Here is a 25,348-nt window from a genome sequence, read left to right as displayed (position 1 = left end):
AGTCGTTTCTAGTGGGAGCTGTCGGCCAGATAGTCCAGGGTCAGCGGCCACGGATAGGCGCCGATGCGTTCAGAGGCCGGCGGGTGCGGCTCGAACTGGCCGGGGCCGAGCAGGACGCGCACGCCCTCGGCGCGGAGCCGGTCGACGCTGCGTCTGAAGGGGACGCGTGCGGCCAGGGCGGTGTTGACGTAGGGCAGGATCACGACGGGGATGCCGAGGCCGGGGGCTTCGGCGAGGACGCCGAGGGCGTAGGTGTCGGCGATGCCCTGGGCGAACTTGTTGATCGTGTTGTAGGTGGCCGGGGCGACGATGACGGCGTCGGCGCGGGGTGACTTGGGTTCGTGGGGTTTGCGGTACCGGCTTCGGACGGGGCGGCCGGTCTGCTTCTCCAGGGCGGCGGTGTCGATGAAGTCGAGCGCCGACGGGGTGGCGACGATCTGGACGGTCCAGCCGGCGTCCTGGGCGAGGGTGACGAGGCGTCCCACGTCGGAGGCCGGTCCTGCGGCGCAGACGATGATGTACAGGACTTCGCCGGGTCCGGGCACGCGATGCCTCCTACGGTTGCGCTGTTGCCAGGATGTCAGTCTCCGTCGAGATGAAGCTGCAGCGTCGGGTCCGCCGCGCACTCTCGTGCCAGATCCTCGAACTCCTGCAGCACCCGAAGGTCCTCGGCCGTCCTGGCAAGAGGGCGGAGTTCGGCCAGCTCATGCAGGAACTGCGGCATGTCCACCGATGTGAGGATCAGACTCCTGTACGGGTCGACCCTTTCCAGCATGGGACTCGTGCTGCGCCCCCGGATCTGGTCGACGAGGCGCACGAACGCGTCATGGCGATCCAGCGCGGTGGCCATGGGGGTGAGCCGCTTGCGTTCCGGGCTCGTCCCACGCTGTTCCACTCGCATCAGAGTCGCGTCGACGCCCATGATCGCACTCTACCCAGAGTCCTGGTTTGTCCGTACTCTCCTCCACGCCGGAGACCCGTCTCAGGCTTCCTCTCCCGAAGGAAGGAGTTGCGAAGAGCGGGCATCGGGCCGCTGGTGGGCTGGAAGGGCAGTACGAGGTCGAAGAGCGGGCGGAGGTCAGGCGGTTTGGTCCCCGGTGGGATCGTCCAGCCCCACTCGCGCTCGGCGGGGGTCCAGATCTGCTGCAGGTGCGGGTAGGGGTTGGCGAGGCCGAGCTCGTCAGGAGAAGCGGGCAGCTTGGCGGCCAGCCGCGGTGCCTTGTTCCAGTACACGTCGATCACCAGTGCGTTGTAGCCGCCGGAGCGCTGGATGGCGACGTACCCCTTGTTCATGACCGGCTGCCAGGCGAGCCCGCGCTCCTCGATCTCGTTGACGACGGCGTCCAGGAGGAGCCTGCCGACCTCGGCCCGGGCAGCCGGGACCCGCAATTCCTCGACGTACGCCTCCCACGTCCACGTGGTGACCCGCGCCCGGCTGCCGTGACTGCCCTTGGTGTAGGTGTTGGGCTTGACCACGACCCTGAAGTTCGGGGCGGGAGCGGAGCCGCCGATCCGGAGCACCTCGACCTCCACGCCGAAGAACTCGATCCCGGACACGGTGTTGGAGTTGAGCCACTCCAGCGCCGCGGCGTGCTCTTCGGTCATGCTCTGAGCGATCCAGATCACGACCTCGGCCTGGGTACCGGCGCAGTACGTGAGAACCTGGCCCAGGTGTACGTGGTCGGTCTGCTCGAGTTGGTTTTCGACCAGGACGACCCGCCCTCGGGTGTCGTTGAGCAGCAGGTCCAGGGAGTACCGGCCCACGGCGTACTCACGATGCCGCAGTTCGAGCGCGAGCCCGACAGCTTGCCCCAGAACGTCCAGGTTGTCGGGCGAATCCCAGCCAGTGGCCGCCCACCTGCGCGATCCCGGGAAACCCGCTGGAATACCGGCCCTGTGAGCAGCAGGGCCGGGCTTCCGCTACGTCACCGGGGTGAGGTCTCTCACCGCGGCGATCGGGACGTCCTGGGTGAGGCTGCGGACCAGCAGGGTTTCGACGGCGAGCAGCATGGCCCGGGCCGTCTCCCTGGACAGGTACGCGGTGTCGATGATGAGGCTGAGCTGCCCGGTGTCCGGGGCGGTCCCCAGGGTGAAGAAGACCTTGAAGCGGACTCCGGGCCAGGCGTTCGTCACGTAGGTGTGGGTTTTCGCCGTGAGCGGGGTGAGGTCCTGGTCAGGGGAGAGGCGGGGCAGGTTCGGCCAGGTGCCGTCGCCTCGCCTGTCGTTGAAGAAGGCGTCCAGGTCCGGTTCCCTGCCTCTGATGCGGCCGATCTCCTCGCGCATGGCCTGCATCTCGAACGGGTCGTAGTGGGCGTTGCGGTAGGCGAGGAGGGCGCTGCGGTGGGTGGCCAGGCAGGTGTCGGTGAAGCCGGTGTCGGGCAGGTCGAGCACGAGCAGGCCGTCCTGGCCGACGGTGGCGACGAGAGACTGGGTGCGGGGGTCGCGCCGGTTGCTGTGGACGAGTTGCATGACGGCCCGCGGCCGTCCGCTCACGACGGCCAGGACGGTGGCGCAGGCGGCGATGACGACGCTGGTCGTGCTGATCTTCAGGCGTTCGGCCAGCCGCTCGGCCGCCACCGCGAGCGCCACCGACTCCATGCCGACCTCGATGAACCGCTGCTCCTCGGGCTCGCCGGGCGGGTGGTCGAACACGTCCAGCGGGACGGTTTCGAGCACGGAGCGCCAGTAGCGGATCGACCGCCGCGAGCGCTCGAGGAACGACCCCTCGCCCTCCAGCGCCGCCTGCTCCATCGGCTGCCATTCAGGCGGCGGCAGGTCGTCGCCTCGCAGCAGCGCCCGCCATTCGGCGGACACCAGGCTCAGCGCCTGGTAGTCCACCGCCAGGTGGGAGAAGACGAGCGCCAGGGCCCGCGGCCTGTCGCCGGAGAGGACGACGACGCAGCGCAGCGGCAGGTCCTCGCCATGGGCGAAGACCGTGGTGCCCAGTTCGGCGGCGATGCGATTGGCGGTGCCCAGCGGCCCTTCCGGGCCTGCCTGCGCCAGCTCCACGGTCAGCTCGCCGCTGCGCGCCACCCGCTGCACCGGGCCGTGCGGGGTGTCGTGGAAGGTGGTGCGCAGGCCTTCGTGGCGTTCGAGCATCCGGCCCAGCGCGTTCAGTACGGACGAGAGGTCGCGTTTTCCGTAGACCGGGAGCACCCAGGGGCAGTTGAGGAAGGACTGGCTGGGCCCCATGAGGTGCACGGCCCGCCACATCAGCCGCTGTCCCCAGGTCAGCGGCGCCTCGCCTTCCCGCGTCCCGCTGAAGGGCACCTTCATCGGCTGTCCAGCAGGCCGGACACGTGGGCGGCGAGGGCGTCCACGCGGTCGAGGGCGGACAGGTCGCCGCCGAGGTCCACATCCACTCCGAAGGTCTCCTCGATCGTGTCGATGAGCCGGATCCAGGCCAGCGAGCTCAGGCCCAGCGCCGCCAGCGAGTGATCGCCGGAGAGCGCGTCCTCGGGGCTGATCTCGCCGCCGGACACGGCGGCCACCAGGTCGGCCAGCCGGTGTTCCAGGTCGTTCTTCACCGGGCGCCCCCGTCGGCGTCCTGGCGGAGCCGCACGCTGCGGGGCCGCATGTCCGTCCAGATCTCCTCGATGTGGTCCAGGCACTCCTGCCGCTCGCCGGTGAAGCCGGTGGCCCGCCAGCCGTCGGGGGGCCGCTGGCCGATGGGGAGCAGCGAGTACTGCTCTTCGTCGTTGACGACCACCTGGTGTCGTCCGGTCATGTCATTTCTCCTTGGATCGCAGAGCTTGTACGCCGACCAGGTCGTCGGCGACGGCGTCGGGGACCTCGCGGTCGAAGCGGGCCAGTGCGGGGACACGCATGGCGATCAGCGCGATCGCCATGATGACGAGGCCGAAGAGCACGTACATGAAGCCGATGCCGCGGCCGGGCCCGGTGCCGATGAGCGCGCCGACGGTGGAGGCGAGCGCGCCGCCCTCCATCAGCAGCGGGTCGAGCACCGCGGCGGCGTAGGGGGCGACGAGCCCGTAGCCGATGGGCAGCGTGGACCAGGCGATGAGCGTGTTCATCGCGAACACCCGGCCGTGGAACCGCTGCGGCACCTTGACCTGCACGATCGTGGTGTAGATGCCGTTCAGCACCGTCATCCAGAGCGTGATGCCGCACACGCCGGCGGCGATCACGAACAGGTCGGCGCGGACGCCGGTGAGCAGGCAGCAGACGCCCACGACGAGGGTGCACAGCAGCACCCCGCGCAGGCGCAGCTGTCGCGGGCCGCCCCAGACGGTCATGATGAGCGCGCCGATGAGCGTCCCGGCGCCCGCCAGGAAGGCGATCCTGCCGACCTCGGTGAGCCCGGAGAAGGCGAGCACCAGCGGCGAGAACATGAGCAGCAGCGGCGCGAGGAACACGTTCAGCACGACGAAGAACAGCAGCATGGCGATGAACCCGCGGTGCCCCAGCGAGTACCGCAGCCCGCCCAGGATCTCGTCCTTGATCGACTCGCGGCGCCGCCAGGGCATGGAGGCGGGGAACCGCACCACCAGCAGGATGACGAGGGCGATCGCGTAGCCGGCGATGTCGAGCAGCAGGATGCCGCCCAGCCCGATGGTGGACAGCAGGCCGACGGCGAAGATGGGCACCAGGAGCTGGGCGGTGCCGTTGCCGAGCTGGGTGATGCCGACGGCGTGGCCGAGATAGTGCTTGGGCACGAGCTGCGGCACGGCCGAGAAGTAGGCGAGCCGCTGGAACGTGAGCGCGATGGACAGGCAGCCCAGCAGCGGATAGATCATCTCCACGGACAGGTTGTCCGTCCACAGCAGGATGCCGAACGCGAGCTGGATCGTGAACGCGGCGGCGTTGCCCGCCATCATCACCCGCCGCCGGTTCGCCCTGTCGATGATCGCCCCGGCGATCGGCGCGACGAGCATCCCCGGCACCAGGCCGACGACCGCCATCAGGGCGAACTTCGCCACCGACCCGGTCGTGGTGTAGATCCACAGGGGTACGGCGAACTCGGTCAGCGCCGCCCCCGTCATGGTCACGAGCTGGCTCAGCGCGACGGCGAGGAAGCGCGGGATGCCGGGCCGCACTCCGGAGGGCGCGGGCAGCGTGTCGGAGTGCGACACGTCGTGCAGCCACCAGGTGCGGTCACCGCCTCGTTCCGGCTCTTCCGGTTTCTCCAGGTTCCGGTGGACGGTGGTGACGATCTGGGCCAGCTCTTGCGCCCGATATTTCAGGAAGAAGTGGCCGGCTTCCGCGAGCACCACCACCGCCGACACCGAGGTCAGGAAGTGCCATTCGCGGAAGCGTTCCTGGTAGTAGTCCGTCGCCGGGTCCTCGGTGCCCACGACGCTGATCACCGGGGCGCGCAGCCGCCGCGTGCCCGACTCGAACAGGCGGGTGTAGTAGTCCTCCGCGTCCCGCGAGTCGCGGCGCATGTTCCGGACGATGCGGCGGGCATGCTCGGGTTCGAGGTCGTTCAGGGCCAGGCCCTGCGAGATCAGCCAGTTGACCCAGCGCTGGTCGCTGCGGAGCCGCTCGACCTCGGAGAGCTCCTGGCGCAGCCGGGCCACCACCTGGGTCGCGAGCAGCGAGTGGCCGCCGAGGTCGAAGAAGTCGTCGTCGACGCCGACCCCCTCGACCTCCAGCAGCTCGCTCCAGATCGCGGCCAGCGCCCGTTCCGTGGGCGTGTCCGGGGCGATGAACTCGACCGAGGCGTCCCTGGAGGCCACGGGCGCGGGCAGCCGGCGGCGGTCCAGCTTGCCGTTCGGGCTCAGCGGCAGGGACGCGAGCGTGACGTAGGCCGCGGGGACCATGTAGTCGGGCAGCGTCTTCTTCAGCTCGGCCCGGAGCGCGCCGTGGTCCAGGGCCTGCTCCAGGTCGTCCGTGCCGCCGTCCGGGGTGACGTACGCGACCAGGCGGTCGTCTCGTACGATCACGGCGGCGTCGCCGACGGCGGGCAGGGCGCGCAGGGCGGCTTCGATCTCGCCCAGCTCGATGCGCAGGCCGCGCAGCTTGACCTGGGAGTCCAGCCGCCCCAGGAACTCCAGGACCCCGTCGGCGCGGCGCCGGACCAGGTCGCCGGTGCGGTAGAGCCGCGATCCCGGCGGGCCGTACGGGTCCGGTACGAAACGCTCCGCCGTGAGGGCGGGACGGTTCAGGTACCCCCAGGCCAGGCCCGCGCCCCCGATGTACAGCTCGCCGGGCTCCCCGATCGGCACCGGGGACATGGCGGCGTCCAGCACGTACAGGGAAGTGTTGGCGATGGGCGTGCCGATGGGGACGCGGGCCGCCGAGGCGAGGGTCTCGGGCAGGCAGTGCCAGGCCGACACGTCCACCGCCGCCTCGGTCGGCCCGTACAGGTTGTGCAGTTCGGCGGCGGGGAGCGTCGCGACGCACCGGCGGGCCAGGTCGGCGGGCAGTTCCTCGCCCGAGCAGATGATCCGCCGCAAAGAGCCGCAGCCCGCATCCGTGCTGTTCTCGGCGAGGAAGACGGCCAGCATCGACGGGACGAAATGGGCGGTGGTCACGCCTTCGTTCGTGATGAACCTGCGCAGGTAGGCGGCGTCCTTGTGGCCGCCCGGCGTCGCCAGGACCAGCCGCGCCCCGGAGCGAAGCGGCCAGAACAGCTCCCACAGCGACACGTCGAAGCTCAGCGGCGTCTTCTGCGCCACCACGTCCGTCTCGTCCAGCCCGTACCGTTCCTGCATCCAGTCGAGCCGGTTGGCGATGGCGCCGTGCGTGTTCGGCACGCCCTTGGGCTGGCCGGTGGAGCCGGAGGTGTAGATGACGTAGGCGACGTCGTCGGGCCGCACCTCGGGGAGCGGGCCGGGAGCGCCGGTCCAGACGTCCGGATCGTCCAGGTCCAGGACGGTCGCGCTGGTCTCCGGCAGGTCCGGGCGGATCGCCCGCTGGGTGAGCAGCACGGGCGGCGCGGCGTCCGCCAGCATGAACGCCACCCGGTCGGGCGGATAGCCGGGGTCCACCGGCAGGTACGCCGCGCCCGCCTTGAGCACGCCGAGCAGGCCCGGCAGCAGCTCCAGCGAGCGTTCGGCGCACACGGCGACCACCGACCCGGGCCCCACGCCGTGGCCGCGCAGGGTGTGGGCGATCCGGTCCGCCGCCGCGTCCAGCTCGCGGTACGTGAGCGCCCGCCCTTCGAAGCGCACCGCGACCGCGTTGGGTGTCCGGGCGGCCTGCGCCTCGATGGGACCGTGGAGCGTGGCCTCGCCGGGGTAGTCGGCGGCGGTGTCGTTCCACCCGTCCAGGACGAGGCGGCGTTCCTCCTCGCTGAGCAGGTCGATCCGCGAGAGCCGCAGGTCCGGCTCGGCGGCGACCCGGTCCAGCAGCGCGCACAGGTGACCGGCGAGGCGTTCCACGGTGCCGGCCTCGAACAGGTCCGTGTTGTAGACGAACATCCCGCCCGAGTCGTCGCCGACGTACAGCTCCAGGTCGTACCGGGTCGCCCAGGCGTCCACCGGGAAGTCGTCCACGGTCAGCCCGGCGGGCGGGTCGACGGCCTCGTGGCGGTAGTTCTGCATCGCGAACAGGACGCCGAACAGCGGCGACCTGGACACGTCGCGCGGCAGGTCCAGCTCCGAGACGAGCTGCTCGAACGGCAGGTCCTGGTGGGCGAAGGCGTCCAGGACGACGTCGCGCACCCGATCGACCAGCTCGGCGAACGTCGGGTCGCCCGTCAGGTCCACCCGCATCGTCAGCATGTTCACGAAGCAGCCGATCACGCCGTCCAGCTCCGGGACCTGGCGGCCGGCCACCGGCGAGCCCACGGCGACGTCCTCGACGCCCGCGTACCGGCCGAGCAGCGCGGTGAGCGCGGACAGCATGACCATGTACGGCGTGGCCCGGTGCTCGCGCCCGAGCCGTGCCAGCCCGGCGGCCGTCCCCGGGTCGAGGGAGAACGTGTGGGCGGCGCCGGTGTAGGTGCGTTCCGGCGGGCGGGGCCGGTCGGCCGGCAGGTCCAGCGGTTCCAGCCCGGCCAGCTTGTCCCGCCAGAAGTCCAGGTCGCGCCGGGAAGGGGGCAGGCCGCGCTGCCAGGCCGCGTAGTCGCCGTACCCCACCTGCGGGGTGGCCGGCGCGCGGCCGTCGTAGCGGGCGAAGACCTCGCGCAGCAGCACGTCGGCCGACCAGCCGTCGGCGGCGATGTGGTGCACCGCGACCACCAGGACGTGGTCGTCCTCGCCCAGCCGCACCAGCAGCGCCCGCGCCACCGGGCCCGCCGTCAGGTCGAACGGGACGGCCAGGAACTCTTCGGCCAGCGCCCGCGCGGCGGCCTCGTCGGGCGCGTCGCGCACGGTCAGCGGGAGCGTGGCGTCGTCGGCGAGGACCACGCGCGGCCGGCCGTCCCCGGTGTCGGGGAAACGCATGCGCAGCGCGTCGTGCCCGGCCACGGTGGCGTCGAGCGCGGCGGCGAGTGCGGCGGCGTCCAGCGGGCCGCGCAGCCGGAGCCTGATCGGGATGGTGAGCTGGGTGGTGCCCGGCGTGAACTGCTCCAGGAACCAGAGCCGCTCCTGCGCGTGCGACAGCGGCGGCTGCTCGCCGCCGGGCCGCGAGGGGATGGTGCGCCGCGGTGCCGCCGTCCCGCGCCGCAGCCGCTGCGCCAGCAGCGCCTGTTTGGTGGCGGACAGCGCCTCGGACTCGGTCACTTCTCCACCTCCAGCAGCCGTGCCGCCTCGGCTTCGGTGAGCGAGGAAAGCTCCTCGATCACCAGCCTCTCGACCGCTGCCGCGAGCCCGGCGACGGTCGGGTGGTCGAAGAGCGTGCGGATGGGCACCTCCGTGTCGATCGCGTTACGCAGCAGGGCCGCGACCCGGGTCGCCAGCAGCGAATGGCCGCCCAGGGCGAAGAAGTCGTCGTGGACGCCGACCTGCTCGACGCCCAGCAGCTCGCCCCAGACCGTGGCCACGAGCGCCTCGGCGTCCGTGCGCGGCGCCACGAACTCCGCGCCGAGGCCGGGGCCGGGCGCGGGCAGGGCCGCCACGTCCACCTTGCCGGTGATCGTGAGCGGCAGCGCCGGCAGGCTCACCCAGGCCGCGGGCACCAGGTGGGCGGGCAGGAGCGCGGCCAGATGCGCCCGCAGCTCGTCCGGCCCGGCCGGGCCGACCACGTACGCGGCCAGCCGCTCCCCGTCCGCCGTCACCACCGCCTGGCGGACACCCGGATGGGTCAGCAGGGCGGCCTCCACCTCACCCGGCTCCACCCGGAAGCCGCGGACCTTCACCTGGGTGTCGAACCGGCCGAGGAACTCCAGCATCCCGTCCGGCCGCAGTCGCACCCGGTCGCCCGTACGGTAGAGCCGCGATCCCGGCGGGCCGTACGGGTCGGGGACGAACCGGTCGGCGGTCAGCGCCGGGCGCCCCAGGTAGCCCCGCGCCAGCCCCTCTCCGCCCAGGCACAGCTCGCCGGGGAAGCCCAGCGGCACGGGCTCGCCGTGCGGGCCGAGGACGTGCGCGGTCGTGCCGCCGATCGGCCTGCCGATGGGCGGGCGGTGTACGGCGTCCGCCTCGCCCAGGTCGGCGGCCGTGGCGATGACGGTGGCCTCCGTAGGCCCGTAGGTGTTGACCAGCCGGACCCGGTCGCCGAACTTCTCCCGCCACCGGGCCACCGCCGCCGCGTGCGCTTGCTCCCCGCCGAGGATCACCAGCCGCAGCGGCTCCGGCCAGGTCACGTCGTCCAGCGCCTCGGTGAGCCGGTGCCAGTAGGCGGTGGGCAGGTCCAGCACGGTGACCTGCCGGCCGGCCGGGGTGCGCAGCGCGTCCGGCAGGGACGCGCCGCCGCCGGGCAGGAGCAGCAGGCCCGCGCCCGCCGTCAGCGCCGGGTACAGCTCCTCGACGTGGGCGTCGAAGCTGAGCGAGGCGAACTGCGGGATCCGGTCGTCCGGCCCGAGGCCGTACGCCTCCCGCATCCAGCGGACGCGCGCCGCCAGGCTGCCGTGCTCGACCAGCACGCCCTTCGGCCGGCCCGTCGATCCGGACGTGTAGATGACGTACGCCGGGTCGCCGGGCTCGACCGGGCTCCAGCCGCCGGACCACCGCTGGTCGGACCCGCCGGAGGGGACGAGCACGACCGTCTCCTGCGGCAGCCGCGGCGCGAGCCGGGCGTCGGTCACCACCAGGCGCGCGGCGCTGTCCTCGATCAGGAAGGCGAGTCGTTCGTCCGGATAGTCCGGATCGAGGGGCAGGTACGCGCCCCCGGCCCGCCACACGGCCAGCAACGCCACCACGGCCTCGGCCGAGCGCGGCAGGCAGACGCCGACCACGCACCCGTCCGTGACACCGCGCCGCCGCAGGGCCGCCGCGAGCACCGCCACCCTGGCGTCGAGCTGCGCGTAGCTCATCGACTCGTCGCCCCACAGCAGCGCCGGGGCGTCGGGGGTCGCGGCGACGGCCCGCTCGATGAGCGCGGGCACCGTCTCCGCGTCGCCGCGCGCCGCGGGGGAGCCCGCCAGGACGGCCGTGTCGGCCTCCGTCAGCAGGGGCAGCCGCGAGATCCGGGTGTCGGGGTCGTCGGCGATGGCCTGGAGCAGCACCTCGAACCGGGCGGCCAGCCCCTCCACGGTGGCCGCGCGATAGAGGGTGGCGTCGTACCCGAGCACCGCGAGCAGCCCCTGCTCGTTGCGCCAGGCCTCCAGCGACAGGTCGAACTTCGTCTGGCGGTACCCGCCGTCGAACAGCTTCACCCCGAGGTCGCCGACCCGCTCCGGCGGCGTCCCCTCGCCCGCCTGGCTGTGCAGGATGACCATGGTGGCCAGCAGCGGGTTGCGGCGCAGGTCGCGCGGCACGCCCAGCTCGCCGATGAGCCGTTCGAACGGCACGGCCCGGTGGGCGTGCGCGTCGAGCACGGAGCGGCGGGCCGCGTCGAGCAGGTCGGAGAAGAGCGGGTCCCCCGAGAGGTCGCCGCGCAGGACCAGCGTGTCGGTGAGGTACCCGATGACCGGTTCCAGCTCCGTCCGCTCCCGGCTCGCCCACGGCGTGCCGACCAGGATGTCGTCCTGCCCCGTGTGCCGGGCCAGCAGCACCTGGTAGGCGGCGGCCAGCACCATGAACAGCGACGCGTTCTGCTCCTGCCCCAGCCGCTCCAGCCGCGACACCAGCTCCGCGGGCAGCAGGAACGAGTGGAACGCGCCCTCCGGCCGCTCCCCGCCCGGCAGGTCGGCGGGCAGGTCGAGCACGGGCGGGTCGGCGAGCTGCTCACGCCAGTAGGCCAGCGCCTCCTCGGCCGCCTCGCCGGAGTCCCGCTCCCGCTGCCACAGCGCGATGTCGCCGTACTGCACCCGGAGCGGCGCGAGATCCGCCTCACCGCCCCGCGTGCGGGCCACGTACAGGGCGAACAGGTCGTCGAAGAGGATTCCGAGCGACGTCCCGTCCGCGATGATGTGGTGCAGCACGAAGCAGAGCACGTGGTCGTCCGGCCCGAGCCTGAGCAGGCTGACCCGCAGGGGCGGCGTCCCGGCCAGGTCGAACGGCGCGTTCGTCCGGTCGGCGACCAGCCGCAGCGCCTCCTCCTCCGGGTCGGGCGAGCCCTCCAGATCGAGGCGTTCGCACGACACCGGTGCGGGCGGATGGACGACCGCGACCGGCCGGCCGTCCACGTCGGCGAACGACGTGCGCAGGCTCTCGTGCCGGGCCACCACCGCGTCCAGCGACTCCTGCAGCGCGACCGTGTCCAGCTCGCCCCGCAGCCGCAGCGACAGGAACATGTTGTACGAGGCGTCGCCCGGATCGAACCGCTGCAGGAACCAGAGCCGTTCCTGTGCGAACGACAGCGGCGGGTCGACCCCCTCCGGACGGGGCCGGATCTCCGGCTGGTCGTCCTCTTCGCCCTCCCCGCGCAGCCGGACGATCTCGCCGACGTTCCCCTCGATGGTCGGGTCGTCGAAGAACGCGTCCAGCGACACGTCCACGCCGAGGCTGTCCCGGATCCGGGCCGAGATCTGCGCGATGGTGAGCGAGTGCCCGCCGAGGTCGAACAGGTCGTCGTCGACGCCGACGTCGTCCAGTTCCAGCACCTCGCACCAGATCCGCCGCACCTCCTCGACCAGCGCCCCGCCGGCCGAGACCGAGCCCGAGCCGGGGACCGGGATCGCGGACGGGGCGGGCTCGGGGAGTGCGGCGCGGTCCAGCTTGCCGATCGGGTTCAGCGGCAGGGCGTCCAGCACGACGTAGGCGCTGGGCAGCGTGGGGGCGGGCAGGGTCCTGGCCAGGTGGGCGGCCAGGTCGCCGGCCTCGGGGGCGGCCGCGCCCGGCGCGGGGACGACGTACGCGATCAGGCGGTCGGCGTCCCGGAGGAGCACCGCCGCCTCGCCGACCTGGGGGTGCTCCAGCAGCCGCGTCTCGATCTCGCCGAGCTCGATCCGGTGGCCGAGCAGCTTGATCTGCCCGTCCTCGCGGCCGATGAACTCGATCTCGCCGTCCGGCCGGTAACGGGCCAGGTCGCCCGTACGGTACAGCCGCGCCCCCGGAGGACCGTAAGGATCGGGGACGAAACGGTCGGCCGTGCGTGCCGGCATGCCCCGGTAGCCCCGCGCCACCCCGGCCCCGCCGATGCACAGCTCGCCCGCGACGCCGGGCGGAACCGGCCGCGACGCCTCGTCGAGCAGGTAGATCTGGGTGTTGGCGAGGGGCCGGCCGATCGTGATCGGCTCACCGGGCGCGCCCAGCTCGCCGTACGTGCTCCAGATCGTCGTCTCGGTCGGCCCGTACACGTTGACGACCCGGTCGCAGCGCGCTCGTAACTCGTCCGCGAGCTGGGGCGGCAGCGCCTCTCCACCCGTCAGGGCGGTCACCCCGGACATGCCGCCGGGCAGCAGCAGCCGCCACACCGACGGCGTGGCCTGCACGTGCGTGACGCCCTGCTCGGCGACCAGCCGGGCCAGCGCCTCCGGCTGCCGCACCGCGCCGGGAGGCGCGACCACGACCCGGCCGCCGACGACCAGCGGCAGGAACAGTTCGAGGGCGCTGATGTCGAACGAGGGCGAGGTGAGCGCGAGCCAGGCGTCGGCAGGCCCGGACCCGAGCCGGTCGCGCATGGCGAGCAGCAGGTTGGCCAGGTTGCCGTGATCGAGCTCGACCCCCTTGGGCCGGCCGGTCGACCCCGAGGTGTAGATCACGTAGGCGGTCTCCTCCGGCGACGCCGGCTCCTCCGACGAGGGCTCCCCGTCCGCCGGGATCGAGGGGTCCACCAGGAGCACGGGCCCGGGTAGCCCGCCCGGCAGCGGGGTCTCGGACAGCACCAGACCGGGACGGGCGTCGTCCACGATCATGGCGAGCCGTTCCGCGGGGTGGTCGGGATCGAGCGGCAGGTACGCGGCCCCGGCCTTGTGCACGGCGAGCAGGCAGACCAGGAGCAGGTGGGACCGCCGCAGGTGCACGGCGACCAGCTCGCCCCGCCCGATCCCGGCCCGCCGGATCCGGGAGGCCAGCCGCTCCGCCGTCGCGTCCAGCTCCGCGTAGGTCAGCGACCGCTCCCCGGACGTGACGGCGCACGCGTCCGGGCGGGCCCGCACCTGCTCGGCGAAGAGACGCGGCAGCGTCGCCCCGGCCGGGTAGGCGACCTCGGTGGCGTTCCACTCGACGAGCATCCGCCGCGACTCCGCCTCGGGCATGACGTCCAGGTCGGCCAGGCGGGTCTCCGGATCGTCGGCGGCGTGGCGCAGCAGGGCGCGCAGGCCGTCGGCGAACCGGGCCGCGACGTCCCGGTCCACGGCCGCCGGGTCGTACCGGACGCAGAGCGCCAGCCCGTCGGGGCCGTCCAGCAGCTGCAGGTGCAGCGGGTTCCGCGCACCTCCGGCGAACATCATGCGGTCCACGGTGACCGTCAAGCCGGGGAAGACGGGGTCGTCCTCCCGCCTGCGGTAACTGAGCGACACCGGGATGGGGGCGCCGCGGGACTCCCGGCCCAGCACCCGCCTGGGCGGCACCTCGCGGAACCGGTACAGGGCCCGCAGCTCGTCGCGCAGCTCCCGTACGAACGCGCGGAACGTCTGCCCTACCCCGGGCCGCGACAGCACGGGCAGCTCGCTGACGAACGGGCCGACCTGGTCACGGTCGCCGGGGCCGCGCGTGGTCACGTCGACCGCGACCGCCACGTCGTCCGTGCCGTACCTGAACAGCAGCGCGTGCACCCCCGCGAGCAGCACCTCGAAGGTGGACGCGCCGGTAGCCGCCGCGGCCTTCGCGGCGGCGGCGCCCAGCTCGTGGTCGAACCCGGCGTCGATCTCCTCGCCCGGCCCGTACCGCCTGCCGGTACGCCGCTGCCCCGGCAGCACGACGTCGGCCGGTTCCGTCCAGCGCCCCGCCCAGAACTCCCGGGCCTCCGCCAGCATCTCCGGCCCCGGCTCCCGCCAGGTGAACGGCGACGGCTCCACCGTCCCGCCCGGGTCCGCGTAGAACCGGGCGAGGTCACGTACCAGGATGTCCTTGGAGATGCCGTCGAAGACCAGATGGTGCGCGACGAACAGCAGCAGATGCCGCCCCGGCCCCGCCGGGGCGAGCGTGAACCGTGCCAGCGGCCCCTTCTCCAGGTCGAACTCCCGCGCGCTCTCCCGCCTGATCAGCCGGTCGAGGGCGGCGGGCGACGGATCGGTCAGCTCGGCGACCGTCACCTCCGGCTCGGCCGCGGGGACCAGCCGGAGCCCGTCGCCGCGCTCCGCGACCGCGCAGGCGAGCACCGGATGCCGGGCGGCGACCCGCGCGCACGCGCCCAGCAGCGCGGGCACATCGAGCTCGCCGTCGAACCAGAGGGCGAGCGGCATGTGGTAGGTCAGTCCCGCCCCCATGCGCTCGCCGACCCACATGTCCTGCTGTACGAACGAGGCCGGAATGCTCTCCTGGCAGTGCGTCATGTGCGCTCTTTCTCTGTCATCAAGCGGGGTCGTCCGCCGGTCTCCCGAGCAGGTCACGCAGGCGCGACTTCACCACCTTGCCGAGGTGGTTCTTCGGCAGTTCGGGGACGAACAGCAGCCGGCTCGGCAACTCGTGCCTGGCGAGCCGGTCCATCAGGAAAGTCCGGAGATCGGCGGCCGTGACCGGCGACCGGGTCACGACGGCGGCCGCGGTGACCCGGCCCAGCACCGGGTGCGGAATCCCGACCACGGCGGCCTCGGCGACCGACGGATGCTCGTACAGCGCGGCCTCCACCTGCAGCGTGGAGACCTTGTGCGCGCCGGACTTGATGACGTCGCTCTCGCGGTCGACGAGGTACAGGTAGCCGTCCTCGTCGAGGTAGCCGACGTCCCCCATGCGCACCCAGCCGTCGCGGAAGATGTCGTCGCTCAGCCGCCGGTCGCGGTAGTAGGAGCGGGTGCCGGCGGGCGAGCGCAGCCAGACCTCGCCCCGCTCCCCGGCCTTCGCGGTCCGCCCGTCCTCGGCGACGATCCTGATGGCGGCGCCCGAGGAGGGCCGCCCCACCGACGCCGGCCGCTTCGGGTCCACGATCATCGTGGTCTGCGCCGGGGCCGCCTCGGTCGAGGTGTAGTAGTTGACGATCGTCGCCTTCGGGAACGCCTTCGCCATCCCCGCCGCCACCGCCGGCGGCAGGCTGGCCGCGGTCGAGCCGAGCAACCGTACGCTCGACAGGTCGTACCGCTCCTCGACCTGGGCGTTGAGCAGCTCGATGGCCATCGCGGGCACCACGAAGACCGTCCCCGCCCCGTACGACTCGATCAGCCGCGCGAACCGGGCCGGAGTGAAACGCGGCAGCGTCAGCGCGGCCGGGCGGGAACCCAGCGAGTTGACGAGCATCGTCTGTCCCGCGTTGCTGCCGATGGGGAACGCGTGCAGGAAGTGCTCGGAGTGCAGGAGAGCGCGGCGCCTGGGGTCGGGGGAGATGCCGTAGGCCAGGTTGGCGTGGGTGGCGCCCACCCCCTTGGCGCGGCCCGTGGTGCCGGACGTGTAGATGATCTGGGCCAGCCCGCCCGGCTCGACGTCCCGCCGCACCGGGCCGCCCTCTTCCCCGCCGAGCTCCTCTGTGGTCGCCCGCCAGACGCCCACGTCCGGCGGCTCGACGCCGGGCCCGTGCAGGACGGCGCTCACGGAACAGTCGGTCAGCGCGTGGCGCACCTCGGCCGGGGCCAGCCGGGCGGACAGCGGCACGGCGACGCAGCCGGCCCGCATCACCCCGCACCAGGCGACCGCGAGATCCATCCAGTCCCGCTCGTCGAACACCAGCCCGACCCGGCTGCTGGACGGCAGGCCGCGTTCTATGAGGGCCCGGGCAACTCCGTTGGCCCGCCGGTCCCACGCGCCGAACGAGAGCGTCCCGGCCTCGGCCACCACCAGGGCCGGGCTGTCCGGCTGCTCCCGGGCGCGACGCGTCAGCAGGTCCGGAAGCAACAGCCCACCGTCACCATCCGGTGACCGAAATGTTTCGCGCACACGACCTGGCCTCTTGCTGGCAGCCCCAACAGGTCGAGCCGTGTGTGGCCGCTCCGGAACCCGCATGCTCCGTAAGAATAGGCAATCCGGGCTGTCCGCAACAGAGGAAAATTTAAGCATTTTCCCGAAACTTTCAGAGGGCTCAGGCGTGCCCGCGCGAGTGACCGCAGCCTCCGGCATGGCTTCCCCGAACCGGCCGGCCGCAACCTCGCCGCTCTGCTCGTCGAGCGGGAGAGGATCGAGGACGGAGGCTCACCGTGCCGTGGCAGCGAGCGCGTCCAATGGGTCGGCCAGGACGCGGGAGAAAGCCAGCTCCGCCGCGCCCACCAACGAGGCGTCGTAGCGCAGCATCGCGGTGCGCAGCTCCACCCCCCGGGAGACGGGCAGAACACTGGCCGCCACCCTCGCGCGGACCTGAGGTGCCGCACCCTGGTAGATGTCGCCGAGGGTGCCGCCGAAGACGACGACTCCGGGATTGAACAGGTTGATCAGGTTGACCACGCCGATCCCGAGCCAGTCGCCGACACGCTCCAGGGCCTTGCGGGCGGCCTCGTCACCGTCCGCGGCCGCTTCCAGGACGGCTCGCACGCCATCCCGCCCGCCCGGCCCGCCCGTGCGTCCGGACGCCTCCAGCAGCGCCGCCTCACCCACTTCCGCCTCCAGGCAGCCGTGCGAACCGCAGTTGCAGGAGCGGCCGCCGAAAGGATTGACGATCATGTGCCCGAGTTCGGCGCCGTAGCCGTCATCGCCGCCCAGCAACCGGCCTCCCACGATGATGCCGCCACCCACCCCGACATCCCCGTGCAGGTAGATGAGGTTCTGGTGGCCGATGCCCGCTCCGCGTTCATGCTCGGCCCGCGCGCCCAGGTGGGCTTCGTTGCCCACCGCCACGGGCAGCCCGAGCCCCAGCCGATCGCTGAGCGCGGGCCCGAAATCCAGGTCGGTCCAGCCCATGTTGGGAGCCAGGAGCACCCTCCCGTCGGCGGCCCTGACCAGACCGCAGTACGACGTGCCGACCCCCAGGCACCTCGCGTTCCGGGGCGCCGCGTCCACGAGCGCGCGGCCGAACCCGACCAGGACACCGACCACCTCGTCGAGATCGGCACGCCTGCTCCGCCGCCGGGGCGCCTCCCTGCGCTCCAGCACCACACCGCCGAGCCCGACCCTGGCGGCGACCACCCGATCCACCGCCACATCGAAGGCCAGCACATACCACCGGCCGCTCTCCGGCCGCACCACCAGCGACGGCCGGCCCACCCGGCCCGTCGCGCCCGAGGCCTCCTCCCGCACCAGACCCGCGGCCGTGAGCTGGGTGGCCAGCGCCAGGATCGTGCTGCGGTTCAGGCCCAGCCGGTTCGCCAGCTCAGCACGCGAGATCGCCCCTGCCAGATGCACCTGCCGCAGCACCGCGCCAAGATGGCGCCTGCGGATTTCCTCCTGCCGGGTGTCGCCCCTCACGGCCCTGATAGTGCCATACGTGTACGAGGCAACCGGATTGGTTTCGACAGCTGCACCGCCGCGAACAATTCGGACCCGTTTGGCGATATATCCTGCTTTTTCTAGTGAAGGTGAGCTGAGGTAGGTGTCATGAAGTTATCTGACTGGCGCAACTCCCTGTTCATCGCTGACCTCTTGGTCGTCGCGCTCCTGATAGTCGGATTGAGCTGGGCCGTACTGAGCCTTTTCGCCGGACCTAACGTGCGGAAGGTGGAGCCATCCGTACTTTCAGAGATGCGCGACGTAGGGCAGGTGATCGGCGAGGACACCGATATAGGCCACCAGTGGGAGAACGACTACGCCGAATCCAAGCACTTAGTCGTCTACCTGAACCCAGGCACGGAGAACGATGTCGTCGCCGAGACCGAACAGCGCTTGCGTCAGGCCGGCTGGCACGTGCAGAGCAGAGAACCGCCCGAAATTCATCTGCGGTCGGCCAAATGGCCTGGCCACTACATGGTGGTCGAGCACCTCGATGGCACGGACCTTTTGCACGACAGCTTGCACAATGCAGTCAGAGCCTCCGACCTGCCCCTGAGCAGGATGGCGTATATCGTCGTCCACAGGTAGGCGCAGTGACCCTTCGTTGCTGTCTCAGCCATCCGCGGTCCCGCTGTCCGCGTCAACGCGTCCGCTCTGAGCCCCCCGTCAGCGGGCGGGGCCGGCTCCGAAGCCGGTCAGCACCCGTCCGGCCTGCTCCATCATGTCCCTGACGATGTCAGCGGCGGGCTTGATGTCGTGGACGAGCCCGACACCCTGCCCCATGAGCCAGGGCATCTCCTCCCAGTCGGCCTCCGTCTCCGGGATCGCCAGCAGCAGCGGGAACTTGGGCACCTCCGTCTCCTGCCCCTGCACCACCGTGGTGCCGATCCCTTCCCGGGAGCCGGGGTCCGCCGGGATCTCCGCCACCCGATCGTGCCACTCGGCCACCACCCGGTTGCGCTGAAGCCGCATCGGATTGAACTGCGGGGCCTCCGGACCGAAGACCGAGGTGAGGACGGAACTGTCACCCGTGGCGTCGACCAGCCGCCGATGGTGCTCGGGATGCACCCGGGCCTCCTGCGAGGCGACCAACCGGGTGCCGACCCACACGCCGTCCGCACCCAGGCAGAGCGCGGCTGCCGCCTGCCGTCCATCGGTGATGCCGCCCGCCGCCAGGACCATCGCCCGATCACCTACGGCATCGACGATGGCGGGCACGTTCACCATGGTGGGCAGACCGCCGTAGTTGTGCCCGCCCGCCTCCCACCCCTGCGCGACGACGACCTCGATCCCGTCGTCCACGGCCAGCTCGGCCGCCCGGGCGGACCCGACCTGCTCCCACACCGACACCCCCGCCTCGCGCAGCAACTTCAGCTGCTCGGCCGGCGGATGCCCCCAGTGGAACGAGACGATCGGCACCCGCTCCTCCGCACACACCTCGACCAGCTCCCCAGTGGGGAAGAAGGTGATGAGGTTGACGTGGAACGGCTTCGCTCCGACGCGGCTCCTGACCTCGCGGATCATCTCGCGCAGCCGCTCGGGGGGCAGCAGCGCGGCTCCGATCGCGCCGATGCCGCCCGCGTTGGTGACCGCCGCCGCGAACTCGGGGGTCTCGGCCACGAAGGCCATCCCGGCGCAGACTAACGGGTAGGGGATGGCGTACTTCTCCGTGAGTCTGGTGGACAGTACGGACATTTTCGGCTTCCTTTCTCCAGGGCTTTCCCGTCCATCGTGATCCCTTACGGGCCGATTGCCCAGAGTTCCGGCCGATCGCCTCCGCGGCACGCTCGGGCCTGACCTTCCCGCTGCCGTGCCCGTACGTCAGTCGGTGTCGACGAGGGGCGTCCGCTCAGACGGCGTGCCAAGCGCGAACGCGACCAGCTCGGCTTCGACGTATGCGGCGGCCGCGACCCCGCTCTGCACCCCGAGATCCTCGATTTGCTGATCGACATCGTCACCGCTGGGCTCACGTCACAGGCCGCACGACAAAGCTGATCCACGGCTGCTTGTCGAGCTGTCGGAGGACGCCAGCACGCGCCGGGGTCGTCGCCGCCGGATGTCTCTGACCGACATTTCACGAACACGGGGCCGACCCGAGACGGTCGCTCACGCTCGACCTGGGCGGGGCCTGGCGCTGATGGGCGTGTCCGCGTTGGAGACCGCCGCCGAGGCGCTTGAGCTGCGCAAGGAGCAGGACCGCGCCGTCGGCGCCCCGGATTCTGTATGAGACCAGCTCAACCCCAGGCTGGTACACGAGTGCTGACCAACGACACCGGCATACGGCTGCGTGCTCTTCACATGAGCCTGCCCGACCAGTACCGCAAGCCGAGTACGGACTGACGACGCTCAACCTCTGCGATCGCCGCTGCAGCTTCCCGCACTCGGGGCAGCACGCCTCGGCTCCTCAGCCCGTAGCGTCTGCGCGCCCGCGTGATCGAGTTCGCGCAAAGTGCTGGGGCGACTACGGACATCACGTCCTGCACCCGGGTCATCGTCGTCTCCCTCGGCCGGATGACGGATGAATTGACCCGGAGGGGTAACGCGGCAGTCCGTCCGTCACTCGTACGGTCGTCCCACACCCAGTTCTCGTAACGCAGAGGTTGTCCGTGATGCAGCTCCACCACGAGTTCACGCTTCCGATCTCGCCTGATCAGGCGTGGACCACCCTGCTCGACGTGAAACGCGTCGCGTCGTGCATGCCCGGCGCGACGCTCGATCATGTCGATGGGGACCGGTTCTCCGGCCGCGTCAACGTCAAAGTCGGCCCGCTGCGTATGGCCTACAAGGGCGAGGCTCGCATCACAGAGATGGACGAGGCCCGGCGTCGTCTGGTGATCGAGGCGGCGGGCCGCGAGGCACGCGGATCAGGAACGGCGAGGGCGACGGTCACGGCCACCCTGAAGCAGGCCGGTGAAGGTACCAGGGTCGGCCTGGCGACGGAGCTGGCTCTCACCGGCCGCCCCGCGCAGCTCGGCAGAGGGCTGGTCGGTGAGGTGGGCGGGAAGATCATCGGCCAGTTCGCGGAGCGGCTCTCCCTTGAGATGCGAAGCGACCGCACCGGCGACGGCCAGACGTTGACGGACGCCCCCGAGCCCACCTGGTCGGGCAGGGAGGGCGAGAAGCGCCGGGACGGGGCGCCGCGCGAGTCGGCCGCCGCCCCTACCGCCTCACCGGCCGGGGCGGCCGCCCGTGCCGAGGACAACTCGCTCGATGTGTTCTCGCTGCTCGGCCCTGAGGCGAGGAAGCGGGGCCTGCTGGCCGCCGCGGCAGTCGCGCTGCTGCTGGTCGCCTTCATGTTCGGCAGACGCAGGGGACCGGGCCGCGGCACCGACGGCGAGAGGAGATGAGACGTGTACAGCCTTCAGAAGCTGCTCTGGGACGTGCGCAAGTACCCCGATCTCGCGAGGCGCTTCCGAGCCGAGCCCGACGCCGTTCTCGACGAGTACGGCATAGCCGGCGAGGAGCGGGCGGCGATGGCGGCATTGGACTTGAAGACCTTGTACGACCGCGGTGCCAACCCCTATCTCCTCTACTTCTGCGCGCTGGAGATCGGCGTCGACCGGGGGGAGTACTACGCCCGGCTTCGCGGTGAGATCAGCTGATGGGACAGGACATGGGACAGATCGTAGGAGTCTTCGCGACCTCGCACTCACCCGGTATTACGGGCTTCCCCGAGCGGGCCGAACCCGCGCAGCGCGCCGCCGTCGAAGAAGCCTTCGCCGAGGTGCGCCGCCGGATCGAACGACTGGCGCCCGACACCGTGATCGCGGTGTCTGTCGAGCACTTCACCAATTTCTTCCTCGGCAACCTGCCCGCCTTCGCGATCGCGACCGCAGACTCCTATCTCGGACCCGCCACACCCGAGATGGGTGGCTTCCTCCGCATTGAGCAGCACGATTATCCCGGCGACCCGGCGCTCGGGCGTCACCTCTACCGCTTCGCGCTCGAATCGGAGTTCGATCCAGCGCTGGTCGAGGGCGGAATGGTCTTCGACGAGAACTTCTGTGTGCCGCTCAAGCACCTCGACCCCGAATCACGGCTGCCGCTCGTGCCGGTCATCGTCAACGGCGTCAACCCGCCGTGGCCCACCCCCAAGCGCTGCCTCGATTTCGGGCGGATGATCCGCGCCGCGGTCGAGGCGCAAAGCGAAGCATCCCGCGTCGTGGTGCTCGCCACCGGCGGACTGTCCCACTGGGTGGGCATGCGCGAGTCGGGGACCATCAACGAAGCGTTCGACCGCGACTTCCTCGACCGGCTGGGCAGCGGCGACAGCACCCGCCTCACCGACTACACCGGGGAGCAGATCGACGCGGCAGGAAACGGGGCGCACGAGATCAGGACCTGGCTGGTCGCCGCCGGCGCCGCCGGCGCCCCCTTCGAGACCCTTGTCTACGAGCCCGTTCCCGCGTGGCTCACCGGAGCCGCCGTCGCGGCCGCCCGGATCTGAAAGACCGACGCCCTCAACACTGGAGGAGCAATCATGAGCAAGTTTCCCAAGGTGACCGGTCGTGACATGCGTGGTGTCATGGCGTATCCGCCTACTCCGGCGCTGCCGGGGGCTGAGCGGGTGGACGCGGTGGACACGGTGGATCTGGCCGAGACCGAGCGGATGGTTCGTACGCTGATCGCCGATGGCGTGGATGCGATCGCGTTGAACGGCACGCTGGGGGAGTGCGCGACGCTGACGCTGGAGGAGTGGAAGGCGTTCGCGGGGTGTGTGGCCGAGACGGTGCGGGCGGTGGATCCGGATTTTCCGGTGTTCATCGGGGCGACGACGTTGAACACGCGTGACACGGTGGCGCGGATGCGGTTCCTGGCGGATTTGGGGGTGACCGGGACGTTGCTGGGGCGGCCTATGTGGGGGTTCATGGTGGGGCCGATCATGGAGCGGTTCTACCGTGATGTGGCTGAGGCGGTGCCTGAGCTGGCGATCGTGGTGTATGACAACACGGCGGCGTTCGGGGGTGTCATTCCGCGTGGTGTGTATCGGGCGTTGGTGGAGCTGCCGCAGGTGGTGGCGGTGAAGTATGCGGGTGGGGCGTCGGTGGGGTTCCGGTATCACAACGATATGGCGCATACGGGGACGTGTTTTCCGTTGATGCCGATCGAGACGGATTGGTTGCCGGCGTGGGAGATGTATGGGGAGGAGCTGGTGGGGATGGCGTGGTCGTCGACGACTGCGTGTGGTCCGGCTCCGGTGCTGGCGTTGCGGGATGCGTTGCGTGAGGGGCGTATCGAGGACGCGAAGTGGCTGACGGAGCGGCTGCGGTGGGCGCATGAGCCGTTCTTGGTGGGTCAGGACTTCATGGAGTTTTCCAAGTACAACATTCCGTTGGAGAAGATCCGGGTGAATGAGGCGGGTTACATCCGGGTGGGTAAGTGTCGTCCGCCGTATACCGAGGATCTGGTGCCGGACAGGCATGTTCAGGACACCAAGGATCACATTGCTCGGTATAGGCAGGTGGTCAAGGAGGTTGCTGACCGTCTGGGTCGTACGCACACCTATCCCGAGGAGGGCTGACGGTGGGCGCCGAAGGCGGCGATCGAACCGGCACGAGGACGGTGGGCGGCCGGCTGGCCGGCGCCTCCGTCCTCGTGACCGGGGGCGGCTCGGGTATCGGCCGAGCGGTGACGGATGCCTACGTCGCCGAAGGAGCCGATGTCATGGTCCTGGAGCGGTCGCCGGAGCACGCAGCCCAACTGCGCGAGGACCTGGGTGACGCCGTGTCGGTGATCGTCGGGGACGCCACCGATCCCGACGCACTCGAGACAGCCGTCTCCGCCGCCCGGCGCCCCGATGGCGGTCTCGACAACCTGACCTGCTGTGTCGGGGTATTCGACTACTACGCATCGCTGAAGGACCTGACCGCGTCGGAACTGGCGTCGGCGGCCCACGAGATCTGGCGCGCCAACGTCCTCAGCGCGCTGGTGGCGGTGAACCGCGCTTACCCCGCCCTGCGGACCGCACGCGGCTCCGCCACGCTGACGCTGTCCGGCTCCGCCTTCTACCCGGAGGGCGGCGGCGTCCTCTACGGCAGCTCCAAGTGGGCGTTGCGCGGGGTGATCGCCCATCTCGCGAAGGATCTCGCACCCGACGTACGCGTGAACGGCGTGGCGCCGGGAGGCACGAGCGGGACGAAGCTGGGCGGCCTGGACGCCCTCGCCCAGGACATGACGGCCGACCGGGTTCCCGGGCGGGACGAGCGGATCCAGGCCGGGACGCTGCTGCAGGTCACCCCCCTTCCCGAGGACCACACCGAGGCATACCTCTACCTCGCGGATCCGGCGGGAGCGCGCGTCGTGACCGGAGTCGTCATCAAGACCGACGGCGGCAGGGGGTGACAGAGAAGCCGTACAGATTCCCTTTCCGAGGGTCCCGCTCAGGGCCGCCGGGTGGTTTCCCGGCGGCCCTGCCTGTTGTCCGATCGCCCTGAAGTGCCGTTCGAGGCTGCCGTGGTCCCGAGACGGGCCGCCTCACCCGTCGGCCGCACCTTCCACCTTCTTGCGGTTTCCGGCGGCCCAGATCAGCTGCACCAGTTCCGCGCGATTACGCACATCGGTCTTCGCGAACACCCGCTTGAGGTGCTGCTTGACCGTGTTCTCGCTGATGAACGCCTGCTCGGCGATCTGCTTCGTCGTCAGCCCTTTACTGACGAGTTCGGCGATGTCCTGCTCGCGGGGGGAAAGCACCTCCCACACAGGAAGCCGGCCGCTCTGTTCCTCGGCGCCGTCATACAGCAGAGTCACCGCCGCGTTGTGCTGGTCGGAGAGCCGGTAGGACTTCACGATGACCTGGCGGCCGGATTTCCGATCGCGCACGCTGCGGGTGTGCACCCGCTTGCCCCGTGCGCGGAACTCCTCCATCGCATCCGCGATGGTCTGCTCTACCGCGCCGGGCTGGTCGCCCTTGGACGTGTCGGCGCAGGCGATGCTCGGATCATTGCTCGCCGCACGGTTCCGGAACAGCACCTGCGCGTCGAGATCTGTGACCACGATGGCCTGGGGCATCCGGTGCAGGACGTGCTCGAGCATGCTCATGCGCCGCCCGGTGCGTTCGAAGCGCAGAGCCCGTTCGGTGGCGAGCCCCAGCTGCTCGGCGGTGATCCGGGCAGAGACCAGGTCATCCTCAGTGAAAGCGGGCTGCTCGAGCTTCCTGGCGAAGTTGATCGTCCCGAAGAACGTACCGGAAACGATCAGAGGTGCTTCCAAGGAGTGGAAATAGCCGCCGCTGGCCAGGGCCGACTGGGCGCCACAGCGCTGCCAGCGCTCCGGCGTAACGACCCGTGAGGAGTCGATCGGCCGGCGGTGGGTCACCACATAGTCGAGTACTGGATCGTCTTCTCGGCCGTATTCTTCGTAATTGTCCAGAAAGTCTGAGTCTGCGGCGGCGCGGACGCCGAGCACCGGTCCGGTGTCGCCGCCCAGTCGGTACAGCCCCAACGCACTGGCCGGGATGACGTTGTCAACGGCGTTCAAGAAGACGTTCTCCACTTCCTCCAGGGTCAACGCCG

General features: G+C 71.1%; 18 protein-coding genes. 6 read left to right on the top strand and 12 right to left on the bottom strand.

Annotated elements, in window-relative coordinates; genetic code table 11:
- Nucleotides 1–8: 8 nt before the first annotated feature.
- The 10 genes from AB0J42_RS00730 to AB0J42_RS00685 all read right to left on the bottom strand — a co-directional run bounded on the left by AB0J42_RS00730 (nt 9) and on the right by AB0J42_RS00685 (nt 17,816).
- Nucleotides 9–545, bottom strand: coding sequence for a flavoprotein (locus AB0J42_RS00730; protein ID WP_364286750.1), 537 nt, complete (start codon nt 543–545; stop codon nt 9–11).
- Between the two features lie 35 nt (nt 546–580).
- Nucleotides 581–922: a hypothetical protein gene (locus AB0J42_RS00725; protein ID WP_364286747.1), complete on the bottom strand. Its 342-nt coding sequence runs from the start codon at nt 920–922 to the stop codon at nt 581–583.
- Nucleotides 901–1,764, bottom strand: a complete 864-nt coding sequence (locus tag AB0J42_RS00720; RefSeq protein WP_364286744.1) for a hypothetical protein — start codon at nt 1,762–1,764, stop codon at nt 901–903. The genes AB0J42_RS00725 and AB0J42_RS00720 overlap by 22 nt, the downstream gene beginning before the upstream one ends.
- A 156-nt stretch (nt 1,765–1,920) precedes the next feature.
- Entirely contained in the window at nt 1,921–3,276 is a 1,356-nt protein-coding gene (locus AB0J42_RS00715) for a condensation domain-containing protein (RefSeq protein ID WP_364286741.1), read from the bottom strand.
- The gene (locus AB0J42_RS00710; RefSeq protein WP_364286738.1) at nt 3,273–3,527 is read right to left on the bottom strand and encodes an acyl carrier protein; all 255 of its coding nucleotides are present in this window, start codon (nt 3,525–3,527) and stop codon (nt 3,273–3,275) included. Before AB0J42_RS00710 ends, AB0J42_RS00715 begins: the two co-directional genes overlap by 4 nt.
- The gene (locus AB0J42_RS00705; RefSeq protein ID WP_364286735.1) at nt 3,524–3,727 is read right to left on the bottom strand and encodes an MbtH family NRPS accessory protein; all 204 of its coding nucleotides are present in this window, start codon (nt 3,725–3,727) and stop codon (nt 3,524–3,526) included. Before AB0J42_RS00705 ends, AB0J42_RS00710 begins: the two co-directional genes overlap by 4 nt.
- A 1-nt stretch (nt 3,728) precedes the next feature.
- The gene (locus AB0J42_RS00700) at nt 3,729–8,630 is read right to left on the bottom strand and encodes an amino acid adenylation domain-containing protein (protein WP_364286732.1); all 4,902 of its coding nucleotides are present in this window, start codon (nt 8,628–8,630) and stop codon (nt 3,729–3,731) included.
- On the bottom strand, nt 8,627–14,827 hold the full coding sequence (locus tag AB0J42_RS00695) for an amino acid adenylation domain-containing protein (RefSeq protein ID WP_364286729.1): 6,201 nt from the start codon (nt 14,825–14,827) through the stop codon (nt 8,627–8,629). The genes AB0J42_RS00700 and AB0J42_RS00695 overlap by 4 nt, the downstream gene beginning before the upstream one ends.
- A gap of 19 nt (nt 14,828–14,846) precedes the next feature.
- The gene (locus AB0J42_RS00690; RefSeq protein WP_364286726.1) at nt 14,847–16,316 is read right to left on the bottom strand and encodes an AMP-binding protein; all 1,470 of its coding nucleotides are present in this window, start codon (nt 16,314–16,316) and stop codon (nt 14,847–14,849) included.
- A gap of 294 nt (nt 16,317–16,610) precedes the next feature.
- The gene (locus AB0J42_RS00685) at nt 16,611–17,816 is read right to left on the bottom strand and encodes an ROK family transcriptional regulator (protein WP_364286723.1); all 1,206 of its coding nucleotides are present in this window, start codon (nt 17,814–17,816) and stop codon (nt 16,611–16,613) included.
- Between the two features lie 129 nt (nt 17,817–17,945).
- Here AB0J42_RS00685 and AB0J42_RS00680 point away from each other — a divergent pair, with 129 nt between their 5' ends.
- On the top strand, nt 17,946–18,425 hold the full coding sequence (locus tag AB0J42_RS00680; protein WP_364286720.1) for a hypothetical protein: 480 nt from the start codon (nt 17,946–17,948) through the stop codon (nt 18,423–18,425).
- A gap of 78 nt (nt 18,426–18,503) precedes the next feature.
- Here the strand turns inward: AB0J42_RS00680 and AB0J42_RS00675 are convergent, their stop codons facing one another.
- Complete coding sequence (locus AB0J42_RS00675; RefSeq protein ID WP_364286717.1) at nt 18,504–19,532, bottom strand: nitronate monooxygenase; 1,029 nt, start codon at nt 19,530–19,532, stop codon at nt 18,504–18,506.
- A gap of 914 nt (nt 19,533–20,446) precedes the next feature.
- Between AB0J42_RS00675 and AB0J42_RS00670 the strand changes: the two genes are divergently transcribed.
- The 5 genes from AB0J42_RS00670 to AB0J42_RS00650 are packed head-to-tail and all read left to right on the top strand — an operon-like array spanning nt 20,447 to nt 24,179.
- Nucleotides 20,447–21,184: an SRPBCC family protein gene (locus tag AB0J42_RS00670; protein WP_364286714.1), complete on the top strand. Its 738-nt coding sequence runs from the start codon at nt 20,447–20,449 to the stop codon at nt 21,182–21,184.
- A gap of 3 nt (nt 21,185–21,187) precedes the next feature.
- The gene (locus tag AB0J42_RS00665; protein ID WP_364286711.1) at nt 21,188–21,439 is read left to right on the top strand and encodes a hypothetical protein; all 252 of its coding nucleotides are present in this window, start codon (nt 21,188–21,190) and stop codon (nt 21,437–21,439) included.
- An 11-nt stretch (nt 21,440–21,450) separates the two neighbouring features.
- Complete coding sequence (locus AB0J42_RS00660) at nt 21,451–22,284, top strand: hypothetical protein (protein ID WP_364286708.1); 834 nt, start codon at nt 21,451–21,453, stop codon at nt 22,282–22,284.
- A 33-nt stretch (nt 22,285–22,317) separates the two neighbouring features.
- Nucleotides 22,318–23,358, top strand: a complete 1,041-nt coding sequence (locus AB0J42_RS00655) for a dihydrodipicolinate synthase family protein (protein WP_364286705.1) — start codon at nt 22,318–22,320, stop codon at nt 23,356–23,358.
- Nucleotides 23,359–23,360: 2 nt separating this feature from the next.
- On the top strand, nt 23,361–24,179 hold the full coding sequence (locus AB0J42_RS00650) for an SDR family NAD(P)-dependent oxidoreductase (protein WP_364286702.1): 819 nt from the start codon (nt 23,361–23,363) through the stop codon (nt 24,177–24,179).
- A gap of 132 nt (nt 24,180–24,311) precedes the next feature.
- On the opposite strand, the gene AB0J42_RS00645 is transcribed toward AB0J42_RS00650, so the two are convergent.
- Nucleotides 24,312–25,328, bottom strand: a complete 1,017-nt coding sequence (locus AB0J42_RS00645) for a LuxR C-terminal-related transcriptional regulator (protein ID WP_364286699.1) — start codon at nt 25,326–25,328, stop codon at nt 24,312–24,314.
- Between the last annotated feature and the right edge of the window lie 20 nt (nt 25,329–25,348).

This window comes from Nonomuraea sp. NPDC049649 (genome assembly GCF_040675175.1).
GTDB lineage: Bacteria > Actinomycetota > Actinomycetes > Streptosporangiales > Streptosporangiaceae > Nonomuraea.
Note: the sequence above shows the minus strand (reverse complement) of the source record. Positions and strands in the feature narration are given on the sequence as shown.